The organism is Micromonospora sp. NPDC003816 (assembly GCF_042874705.1).
In the GTDB taxonomy this organism is placed as follows: domain Bacteria; phylum Actinomycetota; class Actinomycetes; order Mycobacteriales; family Micromonosporaceae; genus Micromonospora.
This window is the reverse complement of sequence record NZ_JBIANP010000001.1, coordinates 276405-300455: the sequence shown is the minus strand read 5'-3', so window position 1 is coordinate 300455 and position 24051 is coordinate 276405. Positions and strand designations below refer to the sequence as shown.

Genomic DNA, 24051 nt, shown 5'->3' with positions numbered 1-24051 from the left:
CCGCCGGACCGGCGCGGTTCACGGTCGGTGCGCAGTTTCCCGTCGACCTGTGGTCGTCGCCCACAGCGCGGCCCGGGCACGGTGCAGTGCGGCGGGCCCGACCTGGGGCGGGTGCGGGCCGCAGGCGCGCAGGTGGGCCAGGAAGGTGGGCCCGGGTGCGAGCCGGTGCCGGTCGAGGTAGTAGGTGACCATGTCGCTCCAGATCCACTCGCCGTCGGTGCGCAGGTCCGTGGGTACGGTCCCGGTCCGGGTGCGGTCCAGGGCGTCGTCCAGGAACGTCGCGGTGGTCAGCAGCGGCACGCCGGACGCGAGACGGGTCAGCACCCGATCGCGGTCCGGCCCGTCGAGGCGGGGTTGGTCGGGGGCGAAGCCGGGCGACTCGGCGAACCGGACCGGGGCGGGTGGCCGGGGTGTCCACAGCAGCGCCGCACAGTCCAGGGCGATCCGGTGCTGTGCGGGGAGGGTCGGCTCGTCGTCGAAGACCTGCACCAGTGGTGTGCTCTCCCCCGCCTCGCGGAGCACGGCCTGCAACCGGGCGGCGGCGCTCGGCAGCGCGCCGTCGGGTCGGTGCACGAGGTAGACGCGTCGGGGTGGGGTGCCGTCGGTCGGGTAGCGCCACGACCGCCACAGCGCCTCGACGCCGGTCAGCGCCGGCATCGTGGCGACGATCGCGGTGTCCACCGGGTCCGGTGCACCCGGGCCGGCGTACCCGCTGGTGAGGTCGAGGATGGCCGGCAGCCGCTGTTCGGCCAGCGCCGTGGGGTCGGCGGGCGCCAGCGCGTACATGGGTAGCGGCGGCCCGTCGGTGCGGCGGACCTCGGCGAGGGCGGCGGTGTCGGCCCCTGACGACGACAGCGTCTCGGAGAGTACGACGACGTCCGCGGCCGTCAGCGCGACGTCACCGGTCAGCGCGGTGAACACGACCGCTTCGGCCACATCGCGCACCAGGCCCTCGGCCAGCCAGGTGCGGGCCTCGCTGACCAGGTCGTCGGGGAAGTGCCCGTCGAGGCGGAGCAGGAGGTGGTGCAGCGCGAGAGAGGGATGCTCGGTCATGGTCCCGCCTGGAAGGTCGTGGGGAGGTGGCCGTGGACGGCGGCGAACCGGTCGGCGGCGGCCACCGGGTCGGTGCCCTGGACCAGTGCCTCCTGGACCCGGGTGCGCAGTCCGTCGAGAAACGTCGGGTCGACCGGTGGGGACAGGTCGTACCGCATGACGACGGCGTCGACGGCCTGGTGCAGTGCGGTCGGATCGAGATCGGAGCGGTGCCACCGGAGGCTGCTCCCCGACGCGGTGGTGCCGGACGGTGGCGGGTGCACGCCACCGGCCCACGTGGTGCCGTCGGCCGGTTCGAGGGACTGGAAGTGGTTGAATGCGCGGGCGACGTAGAGACGGTGGGGCGCCGACGGCTGCAACGGCTGGGGTGCCCCCGTCACGACCGGCACGCGGCCGGGGCCCGCGTCGATGGGGACGACGACGAGGTCGAGGTCCAGTGCCAGCGCCAGGGCGGTCGGCACGTCGTCGCCGATCGCCGAGTTCCACAGGTCGCGCTGCCGCATCGCGGCCTCCAGCAGTTCCACACCGCTGGGTGCCCGGCCGTGCCGTTCCACGGTGTCGAGGATCCGTCTGACCACCTCGGCGTTGCCGGCCTCGCCACGATCGACGAAGTGGACGGCCAGCATCCCGAGGATGTTGCGGTCGCCGCGGTCGATCCGGTCGGCGACCTCCTGGAGCCACTGCACCCTCGGCTGCCGACGCTCCCGCTCGGCGACGGCGGACCGGACGTGGTCCGCGAGGGTCCCAGCAGTGGCCGGGTCCTGAGCGGTCAGCAGCGCGCGCAGGTCCTCCCGGGTGAGGTCGTCGACGCCGACGACGCCGTGTGTCCTGGCGCGACGGCGTAGCTCGTCGAGCTCCGCCTCGGCGCGCCAGGCCTTCCGGGTCTCGGCGGTGGCCGGCACGTACTCCCAGCCGGGGGTGAGTCGGGTGTCGGCGTGCTGATGGTGGAGCTGGTCGGCGATGATCTGGCCGGCGGTACGACCGAGATGTGGCTCGAACCTCGCCGGCTGCTGCGCTATCAGGTCGGCGGCATGGGCGCGGAGGTCCGCCGGGCCGGCTGGGTCGCCGGGTAGCGGGACGCGTTGCCGGCGGCTCGCTTCGAGCACCGCCCAGAACAGACAGTCGCGGTCGTCGGGAACGTCACGCAGCCGCAGTCGCCCGGCACCGGGGACGTCGATCGGGATTCCGACCGGACGCCAGGCCCGGGTGCGTTCGCGCAACCGGCGCAGCTCGGCGTGGTCCGGGCTGTCGTGCGGCACGCGGGACAGCATGCGGTCGATGCGGTCGCGGAGGCCGTCGACCATCTGTCGGGTCTGTGCGACGGACAGCAGCCGCCGCACGTCGGCGATGGTCGGTCCGACCTCGGAGCGGCTGCCGTCGGATCGGTCCACCGGGGTGTTGGGGTGTCGCTGGTGACCGCCGGTGTCCTGCCGGGACCGCTGGTGCGGCGACCCACTGGCGTGGGAGGCGTCCTTCGCTGCGGCCGGGTCGCGGTCCGGATCGAGGCCCGTACCCGCTGGCCGGCCGCCGGTAGGACCGTCCCCGTCGGTCGGACCGTCCCCGGGTGGCGGTGGTCCAGGTGGGCGGGGGAATCCGCCGTCCCGGTCGACGCTGCGCAGGCCGTCGGTCTCGACGATGAGGAGACCCCGTTCCTGCCGCGCCTGCCAGCCGAGCGGCACCCCGTGCGTGTCCTCGTCGTCCTGGTCGGTGCGGTCGGTCCGCGTGGTCTCGTCGCGGCCGGATCGGTCGGGAGTGCCCTCGTGGCCGGCTCGCCGCGTCCCCTCCGGCGGTGCGAAGATCCGGTCCAGTTCTCCCGGCGTCAGTCGCAGATACCGGGTCGGGTCCAGCTCGACGATCAGGGCGTGGGCGGTCGCGATCTGGTGGTTCAGGACCGAGCCGACCAGCGGGTCGGGCAGATGCGCGGGGACGGTGTCCGGGTCGAGAGCGAGGTAGGCGGCCAGCAGCGATTCGGCCAGGACCTCGCCTCGGCCGATCCAGTCGGGCGCGTCGTCGGCCGAGGCGGTGAGCCGGACCTCCTGCTCCGTCACCGTCTGCCGCCAGTCGTCGATCGCCTCCCAGAGTTCGCGCAGGTGTGTCCGTCGTTGCGCGACGGTGGCGTCGGCAGGGAGCCGGTCGACGATGTCAGCGAGTCGGGCGTGGTGGACGAGCCACTCGGTCGGGGCCTCGAACCGCTGTCGACGCCATGTCGACACCGCCGCGTCCCGCTGCGGGTCCGGGCCGTCCGGCGCCTCGCCGGAGCGGGCGACCCGATCGGTGGGGTCGCCCCGCGACGCGCCTCGTTCGAGGTGCACGGTGTCGATACCGAGCAGCGCGGTCAGGTCGGCGGTGTCGCCCGACATGTCGACCGAGAGCAGTGGCCGGTGGCCGTCCTGTCGGAGCAGGTCCAGGAGGTACGCCTGGTCGGCACGGTCGTCGGCGTTCGGGTCGGCCGTCGGCGGCGCACCGGTCAGGTGGGGGTCGGTGAACAGGTCGGGACGGCGGTTCCGCAGGGCAGGGCCGGGGTTGTCGCCGATCAGCAGCACCCGTCCGGTCGGGTGGCGGTCCTGGTACTCCCGCGCGAGTTGTTCCAGGAAGGCGTCCGGCAGGTCAGGTTCGGGGGACGTGCCCGGTTCCGGTGCCCGGCGGCGGACCCAGAGCAGCATCACCGGCTGCCCGTCGTCGAGCCCGAGCAGGCGGATCCTGTCGTCGAGGTCGTTGCGGCGTTCCTGGGACAGCCCGCCGAGCAGGTCGGCGCGGAGCCGGTCCCGGGTGGCCGGGTCGTCGGTGCGGTGCGACTCGCTCGTGGTCGAACCTCTGCGACGGCCGCCGACGGGACGGGCGGTCCGTCGGCGGCGGTGCTCGGCCGGGGGCGTCGGGGGGTCGGTGTCGGTCGACGGAGCCCGGGTGTGGGCCAGCCGGCGGGCGACGACGTGCGGATCGGTGCCGTCGAGCAGCGCGGCGGTGACCCGGTAACCGTGGTCGAGCAGCGCGGCGGCCGATTGTGGCGTACCGGCGCTGCGGCCGGCGACGATGGCGTCCACCCGGTGTCGGAGTGGGACCAGTGTGTCGGGGTCGAGTGCCGCGAGGCGCCGGTCGACGGTGGCCCGGTCGACCGGCGGCAGACCGGGCGGGGGTGCAGGCGACAGGGGCCGGTCGGTGAACTCGGAGGCGTACCGGGCGGCGGCTTCGCTCGTGCCGGTGCGCCAGGCGGCCTCGATCTCCTCGGCCAGGGCGAGGAGCGCGGCGGCTCGGGCCAGCAGGTGGTCGCCGCCGGCTCGACCGCCGGGTCCGACCAGACGGCGGAACTCCTTGTGCAGGTCGCGCCCGGCGGCTCTGCGGTGGAGCCGACCCGCGGTGTGCGTAAGCCTGGCTGCGGTGCGCTGGAGACCGGCCACGGTGTGCTGGATCCGGACGGACCTGGTCTGGAACCAGGCGCGGTGCCCTGCGCCGGGTGGTGGGAGCTGGTGACGAAGCACCCGGCGCTGGGCCCGCAACACCGGGGTCAGGTCGGGCTCGGTGGGCGCGTTCGCCGTGACCTGGTCGAGCAGTGCGCGGGCGGCAGCGGCCAGGTCCACCAGCTGCTGGTCGACACCGGGTTGCCCGGATGGCTCCCGGCCCGCGTCGTCGCCCGTTTCCGGAGTCAGCTCACCGCGACGCACCAGGTCGGCGAGTGGGACGAGTTGGTCCCGGTGCGCCCGGGCGGTCGCCAGGTGGCGCAGTTGGTCGACGGTGGCGGTACGCGGTCGGCGCAGCGCCGTCCGGAAGTCAGCGGTGTGGCGGTCCAGGGCGGTCGCCAGGTCCTCGGCGGTGGTCAGGGCGAGGGTGTCCAGGGCCTGGCCGCGGTCCTGCTCGAACCGTCGTCGGGCTGCGTCGTTCTCCGGTAACGCCGGGATCCCGTGGGCTGTGGCGTCGGCCGGTTGTCGGTCGCGGCCCGCGGCCAGCCGGTCGGCGAGTCCCTCGGCGTCCGCTCTGGCCTGTAGGTATCGCTCCTGGGCCGCCCGGCTCTCGATCCGGGCCGCCGTGGCCTGCGCTTCGGCCTGGTCGCGCCGGCTGTCTGCCGCGTCCGGGGGAAGGTCGCGTAGCTCGGTCTCGGCGGCACGCCACTCGGCTGCCCGCTGCAACCAGTCGGCCCGGCTCGTCAACGCGTTCTCCCAGGCCGCCACCGTCGAGTCGATGGCGTGGCGGCGGGCCGGGTCGGTGTCGTCGAGCCAGCCGTTGGCCCGGGCGACCTCCTCGGGTACCTGCACCTCGATCGTGCCGGGCAGCGTCACCTCGGTGCCGGCCCGGTCCCCGAGCGGGTCCGTCGGCTCGCGGACCACGTGCCGTTCCTGCACCGTGAAGGTGAAGACCATCGTGCGACCCCGGTACTTCACGTTCGAGCCGGTGTTGGCGGTCGTACCGGACCGGGCGGCGCTGCCCGAGCCGACTCCGAGCTGGCCCGGCATCGGCGCGTCGTGTCGGGTGACCGGGTTGACGCCGGAGGTCCCGGTGCGGAGGTCGACCTCGAAGCCGGCGAGGTTGCGGGACTGCGTCTGGGTGCTGGTCGCCACCGATACCTGTTTGGGTCGTTCCATCCGGTCGTCGGTGACGATCCGGGCCAGCGACGGCGGGCCGAGGCGCGCGTACCGTTCGAGGACCGCGCGGTAGCGCGGCGCGATACCGGGGCCGGTCAGTCCGGTCGTGACGCCCTCGTTCGCGATCCGGGGGTACTGGGCCTTGGACCATTCCGGGGTGGCCTGGTCGTGGACGGCTGCCGGGACGATGGACCGTGGGTTGCGCAGCGGGTCGGTGCCGATGGCCCGCTGGAGACGCGAGGTGCGCGCGTGGGCGGCGACCGCCATCCGGGCGGCGTCCTCGGACGCCCGCGCGGCGGGGAAGGACGTGACCATCGCCTCGGTCGGCAGGCGGGTGCCGCCGCGCTGCCACCGCCGTATGGCGTTCGGTTCGGTCTGTGCGGAGGTCAGGGCAGTTGGTCCGCCGGTGGGCCGGTCTGCGGACGGCGGTTCGGGTGCGGGTTCGCGGACCCGCGTGGCGGACTCGGGGATCCGCAGTCGGATCGGTACCCGGATCGGGGTTGTGCGGTGCGTGTCCGAGGTGGTGACGGTCAGTTCGAGGATGCTCTCGAACTCGATCAGTGGTCCGGTTCCGGTGACGACGCGCTCGTCGACCGCAGCCGTGGCGGTGGACCGGTCCGCGTCGCTCTGGTGTCCGAGGCGGGCACCGGGGCCGGCGCCGAACACTCCGCCGTGGTGTTTGGGAGGGTTCTCCGGGTCGCTGCCGCTGGTGTCCCGCCCGGGGACGTAGCTCCCGCTGACGTCCACGGTGATGCCTTTCGACCTGTCCACGGCGGCGGTGTGGTTGGCCTTCGTGTAGTACTCGATCTCGGTCGGGTCGGAGATGACCTCTGTCAGGCGCGGCGGGGTGAGTCGGGCCCGGATCCGGACGTCGACTCCGGTGGTCGTCCGCGCCACGAAGGCGAACCGGCGCATGCGTCGCCGGTCGTAGAGGCGTACCAGGAGGTCGTTGGAGAGCAGGCTGTCGACGAACGCGGCCAGGCCGAACCGGCCGAAGATCGCCTTGGCCCGGCCGACGTTGCCGAGCGGATCCCGCAGCGGCTCGTCCGGGAGCAGGTCGACGCCCTGCTCCCGGAGCCGGTCCCGAATCTGCTGGTAGAGGTCGGGGCCGCCCAGGTTGTCCACCCAGGCTCGGCCCAGGTCGCCGGAGTCCAGCGTCAGGTTGTCCGGGATCCGCCAGGTCGGGGCACCGGTCGCCGGTGGCAGGTGGATGGTCTGCGGTGGGGTGGGTGGATCCGGCGGCAGCGGCAGAGTCGGGATCTGCCGGTCGGCGTTGGCCGGGTCGGCGTTGTGCTGTTCGATCCAGGCGTTGGTGGTGTGGATGTCGCGGAGGGCGACGGCGATGAGCATGCCGCTCTCGACCGACACCCGCTGGTGCCGGAGACCGATCGCGCCGGTGAGGAAGTCGGACGCACCGGCCCACCGGGTCCGTGCGGTCAGGTGCCAGTCGCCGTCGACCCGGTAGAACACGAACGGGCCGCTCTGGACGACGTTGCGTTCGGCACCACCGGTGTCGGTGACCGTCGTGGTACGCAGGTCGTCGTGCCACTGCACCCCGGGTTGCAGGCTGGCGTTGCCGGCGTAGTCGCCGTCGCCCCGGTGCCCGAACAGCCCGAACAGGCGCAGGGTGTGCATTCCCCCGGTGACCTGCGCCGAGGTGATCGGGTAGCTGCCTGCCATCGACGACTCGAGTTCCCAGGAGCCGGGGTCGACCGGGCGGAAGGCGGTCGGGGCGAACGCGACCTGCAACGAGCCGAGGTCGTCGCGGAACACTCCCCCGGCGAACAGCGTGCCCGAGGTCTCGCCGGGGGTGATCAGGTTACGGGTCCGCCCGTTGGCGAACTCGGGGGTGAAGAACGCGTCGATCTGGCTACGGGACGCGGTGCCCGGGGCGGTCAGCACGTCGCCGTGCGGCAGCCCTTCGAGCAGGTCCAGCGCCGCGTCCCGGATCGGGGCGAGCGGACCGACGCCCTCGGTGTGGAACCGCAGCGGCAGGCCGGCGAAGGGCTGCGGCGGCGGTGCGGTCGTGGTGATCGGGTGCAAGAAGGGGTCCGCCCGGTCGTCGGTGGCACCGTCCGGCCGGGGGGCCGGCTCCTCGACCCCCATCCGGTCGGCCCACAACTCGGACAGCCATATCCGCATCCGGCCGGGCCGAAGCCGGATGGTCCGCGGGGTGCCGGAGAACTCCAGATGGCCGGCCTCCAGGTTCTGCCCGTCCGGCAACCCGACCCACCGCCGGTCGCTGCGGTGCGACAGCAGGCCGGCCGTGACGGTGCGGTACAGCGACCGGGGGCGGCTGTACGAGGAGACCTCCACCTGGAAGTCGAGGTCGAGTTCGTACTCCCGGGCCGTGGTCCGGCCGTCCTTCGGTGTCGGGCTGACCGACATCTCGACCTGGGCGAGCTGCTGCCCGGTCGCCAGCTTGCGTCCGTTGGTGCGGGTGTACTGGTAGCCGACGCCGGCGGCGGCCAGCGCCCGAGACGACGGCTTGCGCCAGCGGTCGAAGAAGCCGAAGCGGATGCCGGCCTGGTAGTCGTGACTGACGGAGGTGTGTGCCTGCGCGCGGTCGCCACCGATGTCGGTCTCCCGCATCGAGATCGACTGGGACTGGCCGGTGCGGCGTCCCGCGGTCCGGGTCGCGGTCAGCACGATCCGGACGTACTCGTTGCGGTACCAGCCGTACCGTTTCAGCTCCACCACGATCCCGGTGTCGAAGAGGCTGTCCACCATGGCGCGGACCGCCGGCTGGCTCAGGGTGGTCCGCAGTGACTCCTCGTTGCGGCGGTGTTCCATCAGGTCCCGCAGGGTGCGGATGGTGTCCACCGGTGCCGGTCCGTCGACGACGAAGCCCGGGTGCGCCCGCAGGACGGTCTCGATGTCGGCGAGGACCTCGGCGAGTCCCGTCACGTCCCGTACCGCGCCGTCACCGAGCGGTCCGGTCACCACCTGGGCGTCGTCCGGCAGGCGGGTGCCCTGGCCGGTGGGCAGGTCCGGCGGCAGGTCGGTCGCCGCCCGGACGAAGAGGTGGTCGGGTTCGGTGGAGGCCTCGTCGATCCCGGCGCCCTGGATTCTCCAGGTGACCGGGTAGTCGCGTAGCTCGGTCTCGCCGGTGTAGATGACCGCCCGTTTGCGTCCGCCGCTGCCGCCGCCCAGCGCCGCCTGTTCCCGGCGGCCGGAGACCCCGACGCCGACCGACCCGGTCAGCGGAACGGCCGTCTCGTCGCGTGGCCCGTTCCACCCGGCCTGGAGCGCCGCCCCGAAACTCGCCGAGGCCGCCGCGCTGTGCTCGTTGGCGACCACCACCTGCGCGCTGTCGCGGAGTACCACGTCGGTGGCGGTGGAACGGACGATGTGCTCGGCGCTGCCGGCCGTGATGGTGAACGGCCCGGCGACCTCGTTGGTCGTCTCGTTCCACAGGGCCGGGATGCGCAGCCCGCCGGTGAACTCCTCCAGTGCCGCCTCGACGTTGCGGGTGCTGAGCAGGCGCGACAGTTCGGCCCGGCTCGCCGAGCCGACCGCGAACAACCCGGGTGGCAGCGTGCGCTCGGCCAGCCGCCACAGCTCGGGTACGACTGCGGCCTCGACCTGGTGTACCCGGGGTGTCGTCGACGGTCCGAGTCCCTCGGCGCGCTGCTCGTTCCGGTCGGCGACCAGGGCGTGCCGGGGGATCTTCAGGATCGCCTCGGTGGGTACCTCCCGGGCCGGGCCGACCTGCTGGTTGGTCCCGTCGGCGGCGCGTTCCCACAGCTCCAACCGGTACGTCGCCCGCGCCGCGATCCGGTCCGCGCCGTTGCTCGGCCGGGCCTGCCGGTGGGTCACCAGGGAGCGGAGCGTGGACAACGCCTGCGTCAGCCGCCGGAGGGTGGCGTGCAGGTTGAGTCCACCACCGACGAAACCGGGCTCGACGGCGCCGGCCGGGCTCACCGTCAGCGAGGCGTCGACCCCGCCGCTCTTCGACTTGGTGATGCCGCTCGCGGTGGTGACCGCACCCGCCCGGTCGATCCGGGTCAGCACGGTGTCCGGGTCCTGGTCAGGGGTGCGGCGCAGTTCGTCGAGCGTCACCGAGACGCGGAGTTCGACCTGCCGACCGTCGACGGTGACCGGGACGTGCTCCCCCCGGCCGACGAGCCCGTGCAGGTCGCCGCTGCCGTCGGCGTCGTTGTGCAGCCGGCGGAGGAACTCGTCGAGGCCGCGTACCTTCCGGCTGCCGCGCTGCCGGACGAGGTCACGCGCGGCCTGCTCGACCTCGGCGAGGCCGGTCACCCGGACCACCTCCGCGGCACCCAGGGAACCGGCGGTCAGGTAGCCGACCGCTACCAGGCCGTCGTCGAGCGAGTCCGGCGCGGGATGCTCCCCGTCCCGGTGGTCGACGGTGAGCAGTGCCGTCTCCTCGGCACTGGCGGTCCCGTTCCCCTCGATGCCCTCGGTCCTCGGCGGCGGGACGACCGTCTCGTCGTCGCCGTCGGAGTCCGTCCCGGTTTCGGCGGGCGCGTCCAGCCGTCCGCCGGTGGTGTCCGGCGAGCGACCGCCGATCGGCACGTCCAGGCCCCGGACCGGGCCGTCGACCGGTACGCCGTCCGTGGTCGGGACGAACAGCACCGTGTCGGGCTGAATCGAGAGGTCGGCGAGCGTACCGTTCTGGCCGTCGAGGAAGACCACCCCGTTGTGGTCGTGGATCACGTTGAACGCGTGGGCGAAGTCCCGGCCCGCCCGGTGTACCACGACGATGCCCCGCGACCCCTGCGGCGCGGAGCGCATGACCCGGGTGACGGCGGCGAAGTCCGCCACGGCCACCGGTGCGCGGTCGCGGTAGCGGGTCAGGTGCTCCAGTGGGGCCAGCGTGGACGGTGACGACTGTAGGCGTTCACCGGGTCGCAGTTTCTCGGTGAACGCCATGTCGGTGACGATCGCCGTGAGTACGCAGTTGGTGTCGAACTCGCCCTTGCGACGCCGGAGCGGGTTGATCCCGGGAAGCCACGGGTAGTCACGCTGGACGACCGTGGCGTCCGGTCGGGGGTCGGTTCGCGGCGTTGCCTCGGTTCCCGACTCGGCGTCCCGCGCGCGGAGGTCCCCACGCGGTCCACTGTTCGTTTGCGGGGTGGTGTCAGTCGGGGTGGCGTCCGTCGAGGCGGACGGCACCGGCGTCGGCGCGGCGGTGGAGGTGGTCAGGGACGACGCCGGTGACGGCACGGGGGTGGCGACCGTGCCCGCCACGGTTGCCGGCCGGACCGGCACCGGAGCGTTCGACGGCGTACCGGATGACCCGGTGGGTGCCGGGCCGGTGGACGAGACCGTGGTACCGGCCGGGGTGATCGTGGTGGTCGCCGCCGACGGCACCGGCGTGGGGGCGGCGGGACGTGTGGGCGACGGCCCACCGTTCGTGGTGGGGCCGGCGGTCGATCCGCCGCCGTTCGGGGGCGTGCTCGCCGGGGACGCGCCGGTGCTGGAGACGGGCGTGGTTGCGGCGTTGGGTGTGGTGACCGGGGTGGGGGTCGCGGCCCCCTGGCCGCCCATCGAGGGTGCGGCGGGCGCTGGGGGCACCGGCGCGGCAGACGGTGCCGGTGGCGCGACGAACGGCCCGCCCGACGTGGTGACGGCTGCCGCCGGGACCGCCGATGGCCGGGCGTCGTTCGACGGGGCTGCGCCGGTACTCGACGGGTCAACGGTGCCGTTTCCCCCGTTCCCGCCGGTGGTGGTCGGGGCGCTCGCGACACCGTTGCCGGTGACGGCACCCGCTGCTACCGGTCCGCCCGCCGCTACCAGTCCGCCGGGCGGGTACGGCCCCGTCGGGTCGACCTGGTGTCCGGTGCCGACCCCGGTGCCGTCCGACGGTGGTGATCCTGACCGGTCGGCATCCCCCCCTCCGGGCGTACCGGATGCGGCGGCTCGGTCCGGCCCGGTGGACGTGGTGGATCTGCCGTCGGAGGGGCCTCCGGACGCACCGACCACGGCGGGCGCGCCAGTGCCGCCGGTGCCGCCGGTGCCGTCGGGGGCGGCGGGGGCGGCGGGGGCGTCGGGGGTGTCGGGGGCGTCGGGGGCGTCGGGGGCGTCGGGGGCGTCGGGGGTGCCGGCCCCGTCCGGGCCGGGTGGTGGCGGAGTGTCCGCCGACGACGGGCCGTCAAGGGGCGGCGGGGGGCCATCAGGCGGTGGGGACGAGGACTTCGAGGTGGGATCCGGTGTCGGCGTCGTGCGAGGGGGCCCCGGGTCGTCGGGCTCGGCGTCGCGGGTACTGCCGTCGGGGTCCGGCCGGATCGCGTCGCCGATGTTCGTGCCGGCGGCGCTGGCCGCACCGGACACCGCACCGGACACCGCCGCCGCACCACCGACGTTCCATCCCTGGCCGGTCATCACCCCGTAGAGTCCCTCGGTCAGGTATTCGACGGCGGCCTCGGAGGCCATCTCACCGGCCGCGTCGGCAGTGGCCTGACGCCCGGTCGGCCTGGGTTCGGGTGTGGTCAGCGCCTGCCGGAACGTATTGCCGGGCGGAGGCACCGAGTCGGCACCGGCGTCGGTCAGCGCTCGCGCACCGGGGCCACCGAGCCGCCGGGCCAGGAGGTTGATCGCCGGACCGAGGAAGGTGGAGACCGCGCCACCGAGCGCACCGACCGCTGCGGCGTCGCGGGTCAGCTTGCCGTCCCAGCGGTCGCGGGTGCCCATCGACAGTTGCAGCCGCTGGACGATGGCGTCCATCAGCACCTGAAGGCCGATGCCGACCACCTGGTTGACGGCGACCATCTGGATCAGCCGGCCGAGCAGCGTACGGACCAGGAAGCGGAACACGGCGACCCGGGCGGCCAGCCAGTTCAGGGCCGCGCCCGGGTTGAAGAACGAGAAGGCGAGGGCGACGATGAAGTCGATCATCAGCTGGATCAACGCGCCGATGATCATCATCTTGACGTACTGGACCTGGGTGCCCGAGGCGCGGCTCTTGGCGCCGAGATCACGCAACTGCTCGGCGGCGGCGGCGAGGTAGCCGGGATTGCGGACGTACCCCTGCATCGACTCGACGAACGCCTCGTCGGCCCGGCCGGACACACCGCGTCGGATGGAGCGGACGGCGTCGACGAGGAGCGGCAGGGCGGAGTCGACCCCGTCGGCCGCGCCGTTGTAGGCCCGTGAGAGCCCGAACAGGCGGTCCTCGTCGGTCCCGGGGAAGTCCTCCCCCGAGATCCACTTGAGGAAGCCGGCGAGGTCGTCCGACGCCTCGATTCCCATCTCCGCTCACCTCCCCCGGTCCGGCACCGTCAGGTACGCACCGGACCGTTGCCGGACCAGCCGGTCGCCGTGTCCCCGTTCTCCGCCTCGTACCTGGCCAGCAACGCGGCCAGATCCGCCACGCGGCTGCCGTCGCCGACCGCCAGCTCCCGCAGGCCGGTCAGCACGTACCTCGCCAGCGGCAACTCGCGGTCCAGGTCGGCGGCGACCGCCTCGTCGACCTCGCCGCGGACGCTGAGCACGACCGGGGTGTTCGCACCCACCTCACCCTCGAACGTCTCGACGACCGCCTGCATGTGGGCGAAGTAGGCGGCGAACGCCTCCTGGCGCAGCCGGTCCGTGTCCGCCGACAGCGGGGCGCTCACGGTCGGCTCCCGGCGCCGTCACCGCTGTCTGCCGCCGCTGCCCCGGTCGGCCGGGACGGGGGCGGATCGGCGCCGGGCCACGGGTCGTTCACCAGCCGGATCGCGTCGCGCATCATCGACTCGAAGTCGGCCTCTCCGTTGATCATGTCGAGGACCGGCATCCCGGGCGGCAGGACTGCGGCGAACGCGGTGGCGACGGCTGCCTGGGCCTGCTGTCGGGCCGCTCCGATGGTGTCGACGAGCAGGGTCGCCAGCTCGGCCGACGGCATGCTGCGGTACGACCGGCTCAGGAACCGGATGTCGACGAGATCGCCACGGCTGTTGACGGTGACCGTGATGACCCGGTTCTTCGACGTCACGCTCGTCTCGGAGCCGTCCAGACGGGACTGCACGTCGGCGATCGCCGCCTGGCTGGCGGCCAGTTCGGCGTACGCCTGCTCGATCTGGTCCTGCATCGGACCGGGCATGTCGTTACCTCCTCCTAGTTCCGGCGCCGGGTGGTGTCCCGGTGCGTCGGGCCGTACGGCGATCCCGGGCCACGCGACGGCCCGTTCGACCGGCCGGGACGCACACCCTCACCGGAGTCCGCCTCGTCGAGGTCGTCGCGACCGATCACGGCCGGGGCGCAGTCGGGATCGGTGCCCCACACCTCTTCCTCCTCCGCGAGCCAGGTGCTCCGTTCGCGGTCCTTGTCGGTGTCGCGACCGCCGCCCTGTCCCATGCCACCCATGGGCGGCATCATCGGGAAGCCGCCCATGCCGCCCATCCCGGGTGTGCCGACGCCGGTGGCACCGGCCGCCCCAGGGGATCCGAACGGCGCACCGGCCAGGAACCCGCCACTGGTGACCGCGCCGGTGCCGTTGCCGGCCACACCGGCGAAGCCGGGTAGCGCCGAACCCGCCACGTAGCCGGGCGGTGGTTCGCCGATCGGACCGATGACGGCACCGCCGTTGAGGCCGGCCGAGGAGCCGCCGGAGTCGAAGCCACCGGAGCCCACACCGCCGACCGCCCCCGGGTCGACGACCGAGGGGTATGACGTGGGCGGCGGCGTCAGGCCACCCAGGCCGCCGCTACCGCCGGTCGACACGCCGCCCGACGCCGAGCCGTCACGGCCCGGCCCGCCGACGACACCCGAGTCACCGCCGGACGGATTCGGCGGGGTGAGGCCGCCCAGGCCGCCGCTACCACCGGAACCGGGCCGGGAACCGCCGCCGGACGTCCCGCCACCGGGCGCACCACCGACGACACCACCGCCCAGGCCCGGCAGGAGGGTGCCGGGGCCGACCGCGCCGCCGCTGCCGACACCACCGGTACCACCGCCCAGCCCGTCGAGGCCGACATTGCCGCTGGATCCGCCGCCGCCAAGTCCGGACGGGTCGAATCCACCGGCGGACGGCCCGCCGGTGGACCCCCCACTCGCGCCACCGTCGCCGAACGCTCCGCCCGAACCGCCGCCGGATCCCCCCGCACCGAGGCCGGACGGGTCGAAGGATCCGCTGGAACCGGAACCTCCCGGACCGCCGCCGATGTTCGCGCCGCCGAAGCCCTCACCACCCGGACCACCGCCGAAGTCGGCGCCGCCCGAGCCACCGCCACCGAACTCCGCACCGCCCGAGCCGCCGCCACCGCCCCCGAAATCCGCCCCACCGGAGCCGCCGTCGTTCCCGCCACCGCCGATGTTCGCGCCGCCGAACTCGTCACCGCCAGGACCACCGCCGAAGTCGGAGCCGCCGGAGCCGCCCCCGCCCGGCCCGTTGCCGAACGGGTTGTTCGGACCGTTGCCGAACGGGTTGTCGTCCTGCGGCGAGTAGTAGACGCCCCGGTACAGCGGGAAGACCCCGCGCCGCATCGCCTGGATCGTCAGGTTGAAGCTGGTGATGAGCGCCTGGGTGGCGTTGACCGAGGCGAGGTTCAACGCCTCCAGGTTGCTGACCCAGGTCGACTTCATCGCATCGTTCAGTTGGTTCCAGCCGTCGTTGCTCATCAGGTCGTACGTGCCGAGGCCCTGGTCCGGGAACGAGAACGTCCACGGCTGTTCGGGCCCAGCCGTCCAGGTCCCGCTACTCGTCCGCGCGTCGTGCTCGTCGACCTGGCGCTCCATGGCGCGCAGCACCTCCCACACCAGCCAGTTCGGGTCGTGGTAGCGGTAGGCGACGAACGCGTTCCAGGCGTTCTCCATCGCGGTCTTGAAGGTGCCGATCGCGGTGCTGTTGTCGTTGAGCAGTTGGACCCAGTCGCCCTGTTCGGTGATGTTCTCCTTGAGATAGAGCATGGTCCGGGCCATGTCGGCCATGGCGAAGACGAACGCGTCGGCGGCCGTGCCGTCGAAGCCGGCCCGGTCCTGGTCGATCCGGTCGACCACGGCCCGGACGGCCGGTTGGCCGCCGTTCATCAGCCAGTCCGTCACCTGCCAGTAGAGGTGGGCGGCGTCGGAGAAGGTCTGGGCGTCCAGGAACTGGTTGGCGCGGATGCCGGAGACGATCGGACCGCTGGCGTTCACCGTCCGCTGCGAATGGCTGGCCGGGGAGTCGTCGCCGCCCTCGAAGAAGGTGACCCAGCCCCGGATGAGCTGGAAGTACATCCGGGAGTCCCGGCCGCCGTGCCGGCGTTTGCGATAGAGGGTGATCCGGTTCCAGCCCTCCTGGTCACCGGGCATCCAGTGGTTCCACGGGCTCTGGTTGCCGTTCTCGGTCACCTGCCAGAACGAGGTGTCGAGCTGGATCCAGGTGTTGCGGGCCGCGACCCCCGGGTCCGCCTGTTCCTCGGACCCGAGCACGTCCCGCAACGCCGGCATCCACTCCATGGACCGGCTGCCGGTGAACGCGTCACCAGGCTGGGTCATGTTGCTCCTTCCGTTGGCGCAGGTCGTGCCCGGGCCCGAGGGTGGTCAGAAGGCCGGCAGTCGGCTGCCGAACTCGGCGGCCGACATCTCGTTGAGCGTCTCGGCACCGTCGGTGAGCGCCATGAACGCCCGCAACTGCTGCCCTCGGGTGGCGGACAGCGTGCCGATCTCGTCCAGCCGGGCCTGGATCGCGGAGCCGTTGGTGCGGATCAGGTTGGCGAGGGTCTGCCCGACCACGAAGTTCTCGTGTCCGGGACGGATGACCAGGTTGTTGATCGGGCCCTGGGCAGCACCGGGCGCCTGCGTGGCCAGGGTCATGTTGACGGCGACGAAGTCGTTGAGCATCCCGTCGTCGACGTGGATCGGCATTCTCGTACCCCGTTCAGAGGTTGCCCTGGAACAGGGCCGCGCCCTGTGCGTCCGCGACCTGGTACGTCTCGCGGATCCGGTCGATGGCGGCGGCACCGGAGCCGAGCGAGTTGTTCATCGTCGTCATCCCGCCCTCCCAGACGGTCTGCGCCGCCCGGTACGACTCGGCGGCACCGCCGAGGTTCATCGTGATGAACCGGTTGACGACGGCGTTCAGCTCGTCGAGGGCGTTGTCGATCGACCGGGTGACGCCGCGCAACTCCTCGCCGCTGCCGAGCAGTCCGTCGGGGTTGAGTCCGTAGGTGGCCATCGGGGATTCCTTTCGTCGTGGGGGGCGATCAGTCGCCCTGGTACCAGCGGGAGTGCGAGGAGGTCTCCAGCTCGGCGTTGCTGGTCGCCTGGAGGTACTGGCCCATCGCGGTCCGCAGCATCTCCAGGCCGTTGCGGACCTGGTTGAGGCCGCCACGCCAGTTGGACAGCTCCTGTCCGTAGAGGGTGCGGGCCTCGCCGTGCCACTGCATCGACGAGTTGACCGCGTCGACGCTGGCGTCGGCGGCGTTGCAGTTGGCCATCGCCACCTCGAACGCCGACAGCAGTTGGCGGATGGTCTGTTCGTCTACTTCGTTCTGTGCGGGCATCTCGCTCTCCTTCGTGTCGGGTGTCCGGTCCGTCCGGCCGTCGCGGTCGCGGCGCCGGTCATCTGCGGGCCAGCTCGGGGGCGAGCAGCGGTCCGGTCGGCAGCAGGTCCAACAGGGGTCTGGTCACCGTCGCCGCGCCGTCCGGGCGGTAGCCGAGGACCTCGGCGACGGACGGGTCGGCGAGCGGGTACTTGATCCCGGCATCGGTGACCAGGAAGTAGCCGGTGCCGGGAAGCTGACCGGGGCGACCGAGCCGGACCAGACCGCCGACCCCGGGGGCGATCGACACCGCACCGGCCGTCTGGGCGGTGCGGGTGACCCCGGTGCCGTCGACGGTGCGGGCGGCCGGTGCGGTCAGGGGTGGTCGTGACGTCACCCCGATGCCGCCGCCGTCGGTGTGCTGCACGCACCAGACCCGGCCCGGCCCGGCATCGGCCCGGGTCGGCGGGGTGGGTGGCAGGTCGGCGGGGACGGTCGGCTGGGCGGAGACCGGCAACCGGGCCAGCGCGGCGGGGCTCATCGCGGTCGGTGCCACCGGCGCGGGCCGGTACGCCCGGGCCGTGTCCGGGTCGCTCTCCACCAGGCCGTGGGCCAGTGGGCCGAGTTGGCTGAGCCCGTCGCGGTGCAGCAGGTAGTGACGTTCGGGCAGGCCGGCGACGCGGACCACGAAGAGTTGACCGATGCGGGTGGGACGGCCGTCCACCTCCGGTCCCGGTCGGCCCCGGTCGGGTACGGGCACCGGCGCGAGGTCCGGGCCGACCGGCAGTTGCTCCAGCCAGCCGGGCTCGACCAGGACGGGTACGCCGTCGTAGCCGAAGGCCCGGCTCAGCCAGTCGCGGGTCAACGCGAAGCGGCGCCCCTGCCAGACCAGGAACGTCGGACCGGCCGCGACGCGGGCGACCATCGCCTGGTCCGCGGGGAGCAGGGTGTCGCTCGTCGACCGGTCGACCGCCAGGGTGGTCGTGGTGGCCTGGGTGCCCGCGCCGTCCCGGGTGGCCGGTGCACAGACGTGCCAGGCGGTGCCCTTGAGCGCTCCGGGTGCGGGCAGGGCGTCGGGGGCGCCGACGATGCCGAGCGGGCGGCCTCGTGGCACGTCGGCCAGTGAGCGGCCGGAGACCGAGACGACCTTGGGAGCGGCACCGAAGATCAGCCGGGCTGAGGTGTAGTTGAGCACCGGGCGCAGCGTGCCGTCGACGAGGACGTACCGGCTGCCGGTCTCCTTCTCGACGACGAGTTGTCGTGGTTGTCGCCAACTGTCGGCGCCACCGGGGCGCAGGAATCCGTAGACCGCGAAGCCGGCGACGACCAGGGCGGCGACCAGCAGTCCGGCGAGGCTGCCGACCAGGATGCGACGGTGCGGGTTCTCCGGTGTCTCCGGCTCCCCCGCCACCAGCGCACCGGTGAGTCGACCCAGCACGTACGACTGGGCCTGCACCTGGTCCCGACGTGACTGCACGGCCCTCAGCCGCCCAACGCCCGGGCGAAGGCGTAGACGTCCAGGACGGCGAGCAGGACCGGGAAGACCGCGACCATCGCCAGGGTGTGGGTCAGGTCGCCGATGCGTCCCCAGTACGGCATGAGCCGTCGACCGGGCAGGGTTCGGGCGGTGGTGACCAGCAGTGCCGCGCCGATCGGCACCAGGACGGCCGGCACCAGCAGGCGCGGCCAGCCGGTGCCGGTGGTGCTCACGTGCAGCAGGACCGTGGCCAGTCCCACCACGGCTGGTCCGCACAGTGCGAGCCGGTGCCACGCGCTGGTCATCGGGCGGGCGGCGAGCAGCCGTACGGCGGCGACGAGGACGACCAGGGTCGGTGCCGCCCAGCCGTCGGCGGCGCCGACCAGCGTCAGGGCGCCGAGCGTGACGGCGGCCAGGCCGGTGTGCAGCGCGGTCATGTAGCGGTCGGCGGTGACGGTGCGGGCCAGCAACGGTTCGCTCGGCTCCGGGTCGATGCCGTCCTGCAGGTGCTCGGGCTGCACGGGCAGCGGTTCGAGGTGCAGTCCGGCCAGACGGAACGCGAGAAGCGGGACGGCCGTACCGGCGATGGTGGCGGCGACCGCGACGACGGCGGCGGCCCGGACGGTGTTCATCGGGACGAACGCGGCGAGTGCGGCGCCGGCGGCGGTGAACAGGGCTGCGGTGAGGACAGCGGCGAAGAGTGGACCGGCCCGGCCGAGCAGGATCCGGCCGAGGGCGGCGGTGGTGAACACGGCGGTCGCCGCGACGACGAGCCGGGGGCCGTCCACCGTCAGGGTGGCGTCGGGGCGGCCGACCTCCGGCACCAGCAGTCCGGCGAGGCCGGCGTGTGCGACGGCGGCGACCAGGAACACCGTGCCGGCGGCCCGGTCACCGACGGCGCGGGTGAGCGCGAACGCGGCAGCCAGGCAGCCCAGGGCGAGCCCGGCCGCGCAGAGCAGGCGGGATACGGGTGGGCCGGGTGCCGCCAGCACGGCGACGCCGGTGCCGAGCAGCACCCCGAGTACGCCGAGCGCCGCCCAGCGCACCATCTGCGGTTGCCACAGGCCGGACCGGGCGCGGGCGCCGGTGGCCACGCCGTCGATCAGGTCGTCGAAGTCGACCGGCGGGATCTGTTCGGCGCGCGGGCGCAGGTGCACTGTATCGCCGTCGCGGAGGCCGAGGGAGGCGACGGTGCCGTCCTCGTCGAACGGTGGTGCGCCGAGGCGCTGCAGCACCCAGCCGCCGTGCAGCAGACCGGTGTTTGCCAGGTCCTCGCCGAGGTGGTGCAGCAGCGCCGGCAGCAGGTCGGCGACCAGCACCTGGGCGGGTACGGCCAGCTCGATCTGCCGGTCCGGTCCGCAGACGACCAGTCGGCACATCTGCTCACCAACGGCGATGGTCATGCCCTCTCTACGGGCCGTCTTCGAGGCGGTTCAACGCGGGTGCGGAATTTTTTTCTGACCCGTCGCCCGGATCGGTGCGTAGTAGGAGCGCGCGGACGGTCGGTCGGGCGGTCCGCAGCAGGGACGGGAGGGCGGACCGTGACCACAGTGGTGTTCCGGCGACCGGCGCGGCGTAACGGCCCGGAGATGCCGGCGGGCGAGATCAGTCTCCAGGAGCCGCCCGAACTGCCCGAGACGCAGTCCGGTGGGCTGCGTCAGGTCATGACGATCATGCCGATGATGGTGATGTCCGGCGTCATGATGCTGATGTTCGTCGGTGGCGGCCGGGGCGCGATGACCTGGGTGATGATCGGTCTGATGGTGGTCGCGATGGGCGGGATGCTGATCGGCCTGATGATGAGTTCCGGCGGTGAGCGCAAACGTCGGCTCGGCGGCGACCGCCGCGACTATCTGCGGTACCTGGCCCAGAACCGCCGCCGGGTGCGACGCACCGTGGCGCAGCAGCGCGACGCGGGTGCCTGGCGGCATCCCGACCCGGGTGCGCTGTGGTCGGTGGCGATGACGTCGCGGCGGTGGGAGCGGCGGGCCAGCCATCCGGACTTCCTGGAGGTGCGGTTGGGCACCGGCCGAGCGCGGTTGGCCACCCCGATCGTGCCGTTGCAGACCAAGCCGATCGAGGATCTGGAGCCGTTGTCGGCGAAGTCGCTGCGCCGCTTCATCAAGGCGTACAGCACGCTTGAGGGCCAGCCGGTCGCGGTGTTCCTGCGTGGTTTCGCGCTGATCCGGTTCACCGGTGACGCCGACGGTGTCCGTGCGGTGCTGCGCGCGATGATCACTCAGTTGGTGACACTGCACGCGCCCGAGGAGGTGGTGCTCGCGTTGTGTCTGGGTGGTGAGGGTGCCGCCGACTGGGAGTGGGCGAAGTGGCTGCCGCACGTCCAGCATCCGGTCGAGCAGGACGCGGCCGGGCCCACGCGGCTGGTCGCGGAGAGCATCGAGGGGGTGGAGCGGCTGCTCGGTGAGGGTTTCCTCGCCCGGCCGCGCTACGAGCAGGGTGCCACGCCGAGTCGCGACGAGCCGTACGTGCTGGTCGTGTGTGACGGTGGGCGGATCCCGACCGGGGCCCGGATGGCCTCCGGCGGGTACCGCAACGCGGTGCTGGTCGACATCGGCACCGCGCCGGCCAGTACGCCCCGGCATCTGCTCTGGCTCGACCTGGTCGAGGACCGGCTGGAGATGGTGCGGCACGACGCGGTCGGTCGGGAGAAGCGGTCGCCGTTGGCCCGCGCCGACCGGCTCAGTGTCGCCCGGGCCCGGGCGGTGGCGCGGATCCTGTCGCCGTACCGGCTCGGTGTCGCCGCCGAGCCCGCCGCCGAGGCGCTCGACTCCGACTTCGACCTGGGGGCGCTGCTCGGGGTCGCCGACCTGAGCCGGCTGGACCTGGACGCCGCCTGGGCACCCCGGTCGGCGGCGGACCGGCTGCGGGTGCCGATCGGCGTCGACTCCGACGGCGCGCCGGTGGAGTTGGACCTCAAGGAGTCGGCGCTGGGCGGGATGGGCCCGCACGGCATGTTGATCGGGGCGACCGGCTCGGGCAAGAGCGAGCTGCTGCGTACTCTCGTGCTGGCACTCGCGGCGACGCACTCCAGTGAGACGTTGAACCTGATCCTGGTGGACTTCAAGGGCGGTGCCACGTTCCTGGGGCTGGACCGGTTGCCGCACACCTCGGCGGTGATCACCAACCTGGCCGACGAGGCGGCGCTGGTGAGCCGGATGCGTGACGCCCTGCACGGGGAGCTGGTCCGCCGGCAGGAGCTGCTGCGGCAGGCCGGTGGCTACAGTTCGGCGCTGGACTACGAACGTGCCCGCGCCCAGGGAGCTCCGCTGGATCCGTTGCCCACGTTGTTCGTCGTGGTCGACGAGTTCAGCGAACTGCTCGCCGCACACCGTGACTTCATCGACCTGTTCGTCATGATCGGCCGGTTGGGGCGGTCACTCGCGGTGCATCTGCTGTTGGCCAGTCAGCGCCTCGACGACGGTCGGATCGCGCAGTTGGAGTCGCACCTGTCGTACCGGATCGGACTGCGGACGTTCTCGTCGATGGAGTCGCGGTCGGTGATCGGTGTGCCGGACGCGCACGAGTTGCCCAGTCAGCCCGGCAACGGTTACCTGCGGACCGACGTGTCGACGCTGATCCGGTTCAAGGCCGCGTACGTCTCCGGCGCGCACCGGCCCAGGGCCGTGCGGTCCCGGCAGGACGTGGTGCAGCGGCAGTTGGTGCCGTATCTGTTGGAGCACGTGCCGTACCGCACTCCGGTGGAGGTGCCCTCGGCGGCGGAGGTCACGCCGGACGTGGCGGACGTGGCGGCGCCGAGCGTGTTGTCGGTCGTGGTCTCCCAGCTCACCGATCAGGGGCCGCCGGCACATCAGGTGTGGCTGCCACCGCTCGCCGCCGCCCCGACCCTGGATCAGTTGCTGCCGGCGCTGGCCCCGGATCCGCAGGCCGGGTTGCGGGCCGCGGACTGGCCCGGTGCCGGGCGTCTGGCGGTGCCGGTGGGGTTCGTGGACAAACCGTTCGAGCAGGTCCGTGAGCTGATGGTGGTGGACCTGGCCGGCATCGGTGGGCACGTGGGCATCGCCGGTGGTCCGCAGAGCGGCAAGAGCACGTTGCTGCGTACGGTGATCTGCGCGTTGGCGTTGACCCACAGTCCGGCGCAGGTGCAGTTCTACTGTCTGGACTTCGGTGGGGGCACGCTGTCGACGATCGCCGACCTGCCGCACGTGGGCAGTGTCGCCGGCCGGTTGGAGATCGACCGGGTGAGCCGGATCGTCGCGGAGATCGGCGCCCTGGTCACCGAGCGGGAGCGGCGTTTCGGCAGTCTCGGCGTCGACTCGATGGCGACCTACCGGCGGGCGCGGGCCGAGGGCACGATCACCGACGACCCGTACGGTGACGTGTTCCTGGTGGTCGACGGCTGGTTCACGTTGCGGCAGGAGTTCGAGGCCGCGGACACCGCGATCCGGCAGATCGTCGCGCGGGGGCTCAACTTCGGGGTGCACGTGCTGCTCACCGCCGCCCGCTGGTCCGAGGTGCACCACGGCATGCGGGACCAGCTCGGCACCCGGTTGGAGCTGCGTCTCGGTGATGCCGTCGACTCCGCCATCGACCTGCGGTTGGCGGCCACGGTGCCGCACCTGCCCGGTCGGGGGCTGACCGCGCAGAAGATGCACTTCCTCGGCGGGCTCCCGCGCATCGACGGTTGCGGTGACGCGGACAGCGTGGCCGAGGGGGCCCGCGATCTGACCGCGTCGGTGCGGGACTTCTGGGCCGGGCCGCCCGCGCCGCCGGTGCGTACGCTGCCGGCCCTGCTGCCGGCCACCGAGCTGCCGCCGCCGGACGGCGACCTGCGGGTGGCCCTCGGCATCGACGAGGAGCGGATGCAGCCGGTCTGGCACAACTTCGAGGAGGTGCCGCACCTGACCGCCCTGGGCGACACGGAGAGCGGCAAGACCAGTCTGCTGCGCCTGCTGGTCGACGGGGTGACCCGGCGGTTCACCCCGAAGGAGGCCCGGATCATGGTGGTGGACTACCGTCGTCGGCTGTTCGACTCCGTGCCCGCCCCCTACCGGCTCGGGTACTCGGTGTCGCCGGGAGCCACGAAGGAGACGGTGGCCAGTGCGGTCGAGGGGCTGCGCAGCCGAATGCCGGGCACCGACGTCACGCCGGAGCAACTGCGTCGCCGGGACTGGTGGACCGGGCCTCGACTGTTCGTCCTGGTCGACGACTACGACCTGCTCGCCGGGCACGACAGCCCGCTCGCACCACTGATCCCGTTCCTGCCGCAGGGCACCGACATCGGCTTCCACCTGGTCCTGACCCGAGGTGCGGCCGGGGTGATGCGGATGTCGATGGATCCGCTGATCCGCCGTCTGCAGGAGACGAACAGCCCTGACCTGGCGCTGTCCTGTCCGCCGTCGGAGGGGCCGCTGCTCGGCAACACCAAGCCGCGCATCCTGCCGCCGGGGCGGGCGCTGCTCTGCACCCGCCGGGGGCATCGACTGATCCAGACCGCGTGGACGCCGCCGCCGGAGCTGTCGCCGCCGGCCGGGGCGGTGGCCGCTGCCGCCGGATGATC

The 24051-nt window shown here is 73.0% G+C and carries 11 protein-coding genes; 1 reads left to right on the top strand and 10 read right to left on the bottom strand.

Translation table 11 applies throughout. The features are described from left to right. Positions 1–18: 18 nt before the first annotated feature. Genes ACFYTT_RS01270 through eccD form a run of 10 tightly spaced genes read right to left on the bottom strand, consistent with a single transcriptional unit; the run spans position 19 to position 19915 of the window. Positions 19–1053, bottom strand: coding sequence for a hypothetical protein (locus ACFYTT_RS01270; RefSeq protein WP_387256972.1), 1035 nt, complete (start codon positions 1051–1053; stop codon positions 19–21). Beyond that, positions 1050–12842 (bottom strand): toxin glutamine deamidase domain-containing protein, encoded by an 11793-nt coding sequence (locus ACFYTT_RS01265; protein WP_387256969.1) that lies wholly within the window; start codon positions 12840–12842, stop codon positions 1050–1052. Before ACFYTT_RS01265 ends, ACFYTT_RS01270 begins: the two co-directional genes overlap by 4 nt. 29 nt (positions 12843–12871) lie before the next feature. Beyond that, the gene (locus ACFYTT_RS01260) at positions 12872–13207 is read right to left on the bottom strand and encodes a hypothetical protein (protein WP_131053789.1); all 336 of its coding nucleotides are present in this window, start codon (positions 13205–13207) and stop codon (positions 12872–12874) included. Beyond that, positions 13204–13674 carry a YbaB/EbfC family nucleoid-associated protein gene (locus tag ACFYTT_RS01255; RefSeq protein ID WP_131053790.1) on the bottom strand — a complete coding sequence of 157 codons (471 nt, stop codon included), beginning with the start codon at positions 13672–13674 and terminating at the stop codon, positions 13204–13206. The genes ACFYTT_RS01260 and ACFYTT_RS01255 overlap by 4 nt, the downstream gene beginning before the upstream one ends. Before the next feature lie 14 nt (positions 13675–13688). After that, entirely contained in the window at positions 13689–16049 is a 2361-nt protein-coding gene (locus ACFYTT_RS01250) for a hypothetical protein (RefSeq protein WP_387256965.1), read from the bottom strand. Positions 16050–16094: 45 nt separating this feature from the next. Continuing rightward, complete coding sequence (locus ACFYTT_RS01245) at positions 16095–16418, bottom strand: hypothetical protein (RefSeq protein ID WP_131053792.1); 324 nt, start codon at positions 16416–16418, stop codon at positions 16095–16097. Between the two features lie 13 nt (positions 16419–16431). After that, complete coding sequence (locus ACFYTT_RS01240; protein WP_387256962.1) at positions 16432–16728, bottom strand: WXG100 family type VII secretion target; 297 nt, start codon at positions 16726–16728, stop codon at positions 16432–16434. Between the two features lie 28 nt (positions 16729–16756). Next, positions 16757–17056, bottom strand: coding sequence for a hypothetical protein (locus ACFYTT_RS01235; RefSeq protein ID WP_131053794.1), 300 nt, complete (start codon positions 17054–17056; stop codon positions 16757–16759). 58 nt (positions 17057–17114) lie between these two features. Next, complete coding sequence (gene eccB / locus ACFYTT_RS01230; protein ID WP_387256959.1) at positions 17115–18512, bottom strand: type VII secretion protein EccB; 1398 nt, start codon at positions 18510–18512, stop codon at positions 17115–17117. A 5-nt stretch (positions 18513–18517) separates the two neighbouring features. Next, on the bottom strand, positions 18518–19915 hold the full coding sequence (gene eccD / locus ACFYTT_RS01225; protein ID WP_387256957.1) for a type VII secretion integral membrane protein EccD: 1398 nt from the start codon (positions 19913–19915) through the stop codon (positions 18518–18520). A 186-nt stretch (positions 19916–20101) separates the two neighbouring features. Here eccD and eccCa point away from each other — a divergent pair, with 186 nt between their 5' ends. Next, positions 20102–24049: a type VII secretion protein EccCa gene (gene eccCa / locus ACFYTT_RS01220; RefSeq protein ID WP_387257952.1), complete on the top strand. Its 3948-nt coding sequence runs from the start codon at positions 20102–20104 to the stop codon at positions 24047–24049. The last annotated feature ends 2 nt before the right edge of the window (positions 24050–24051 follow it).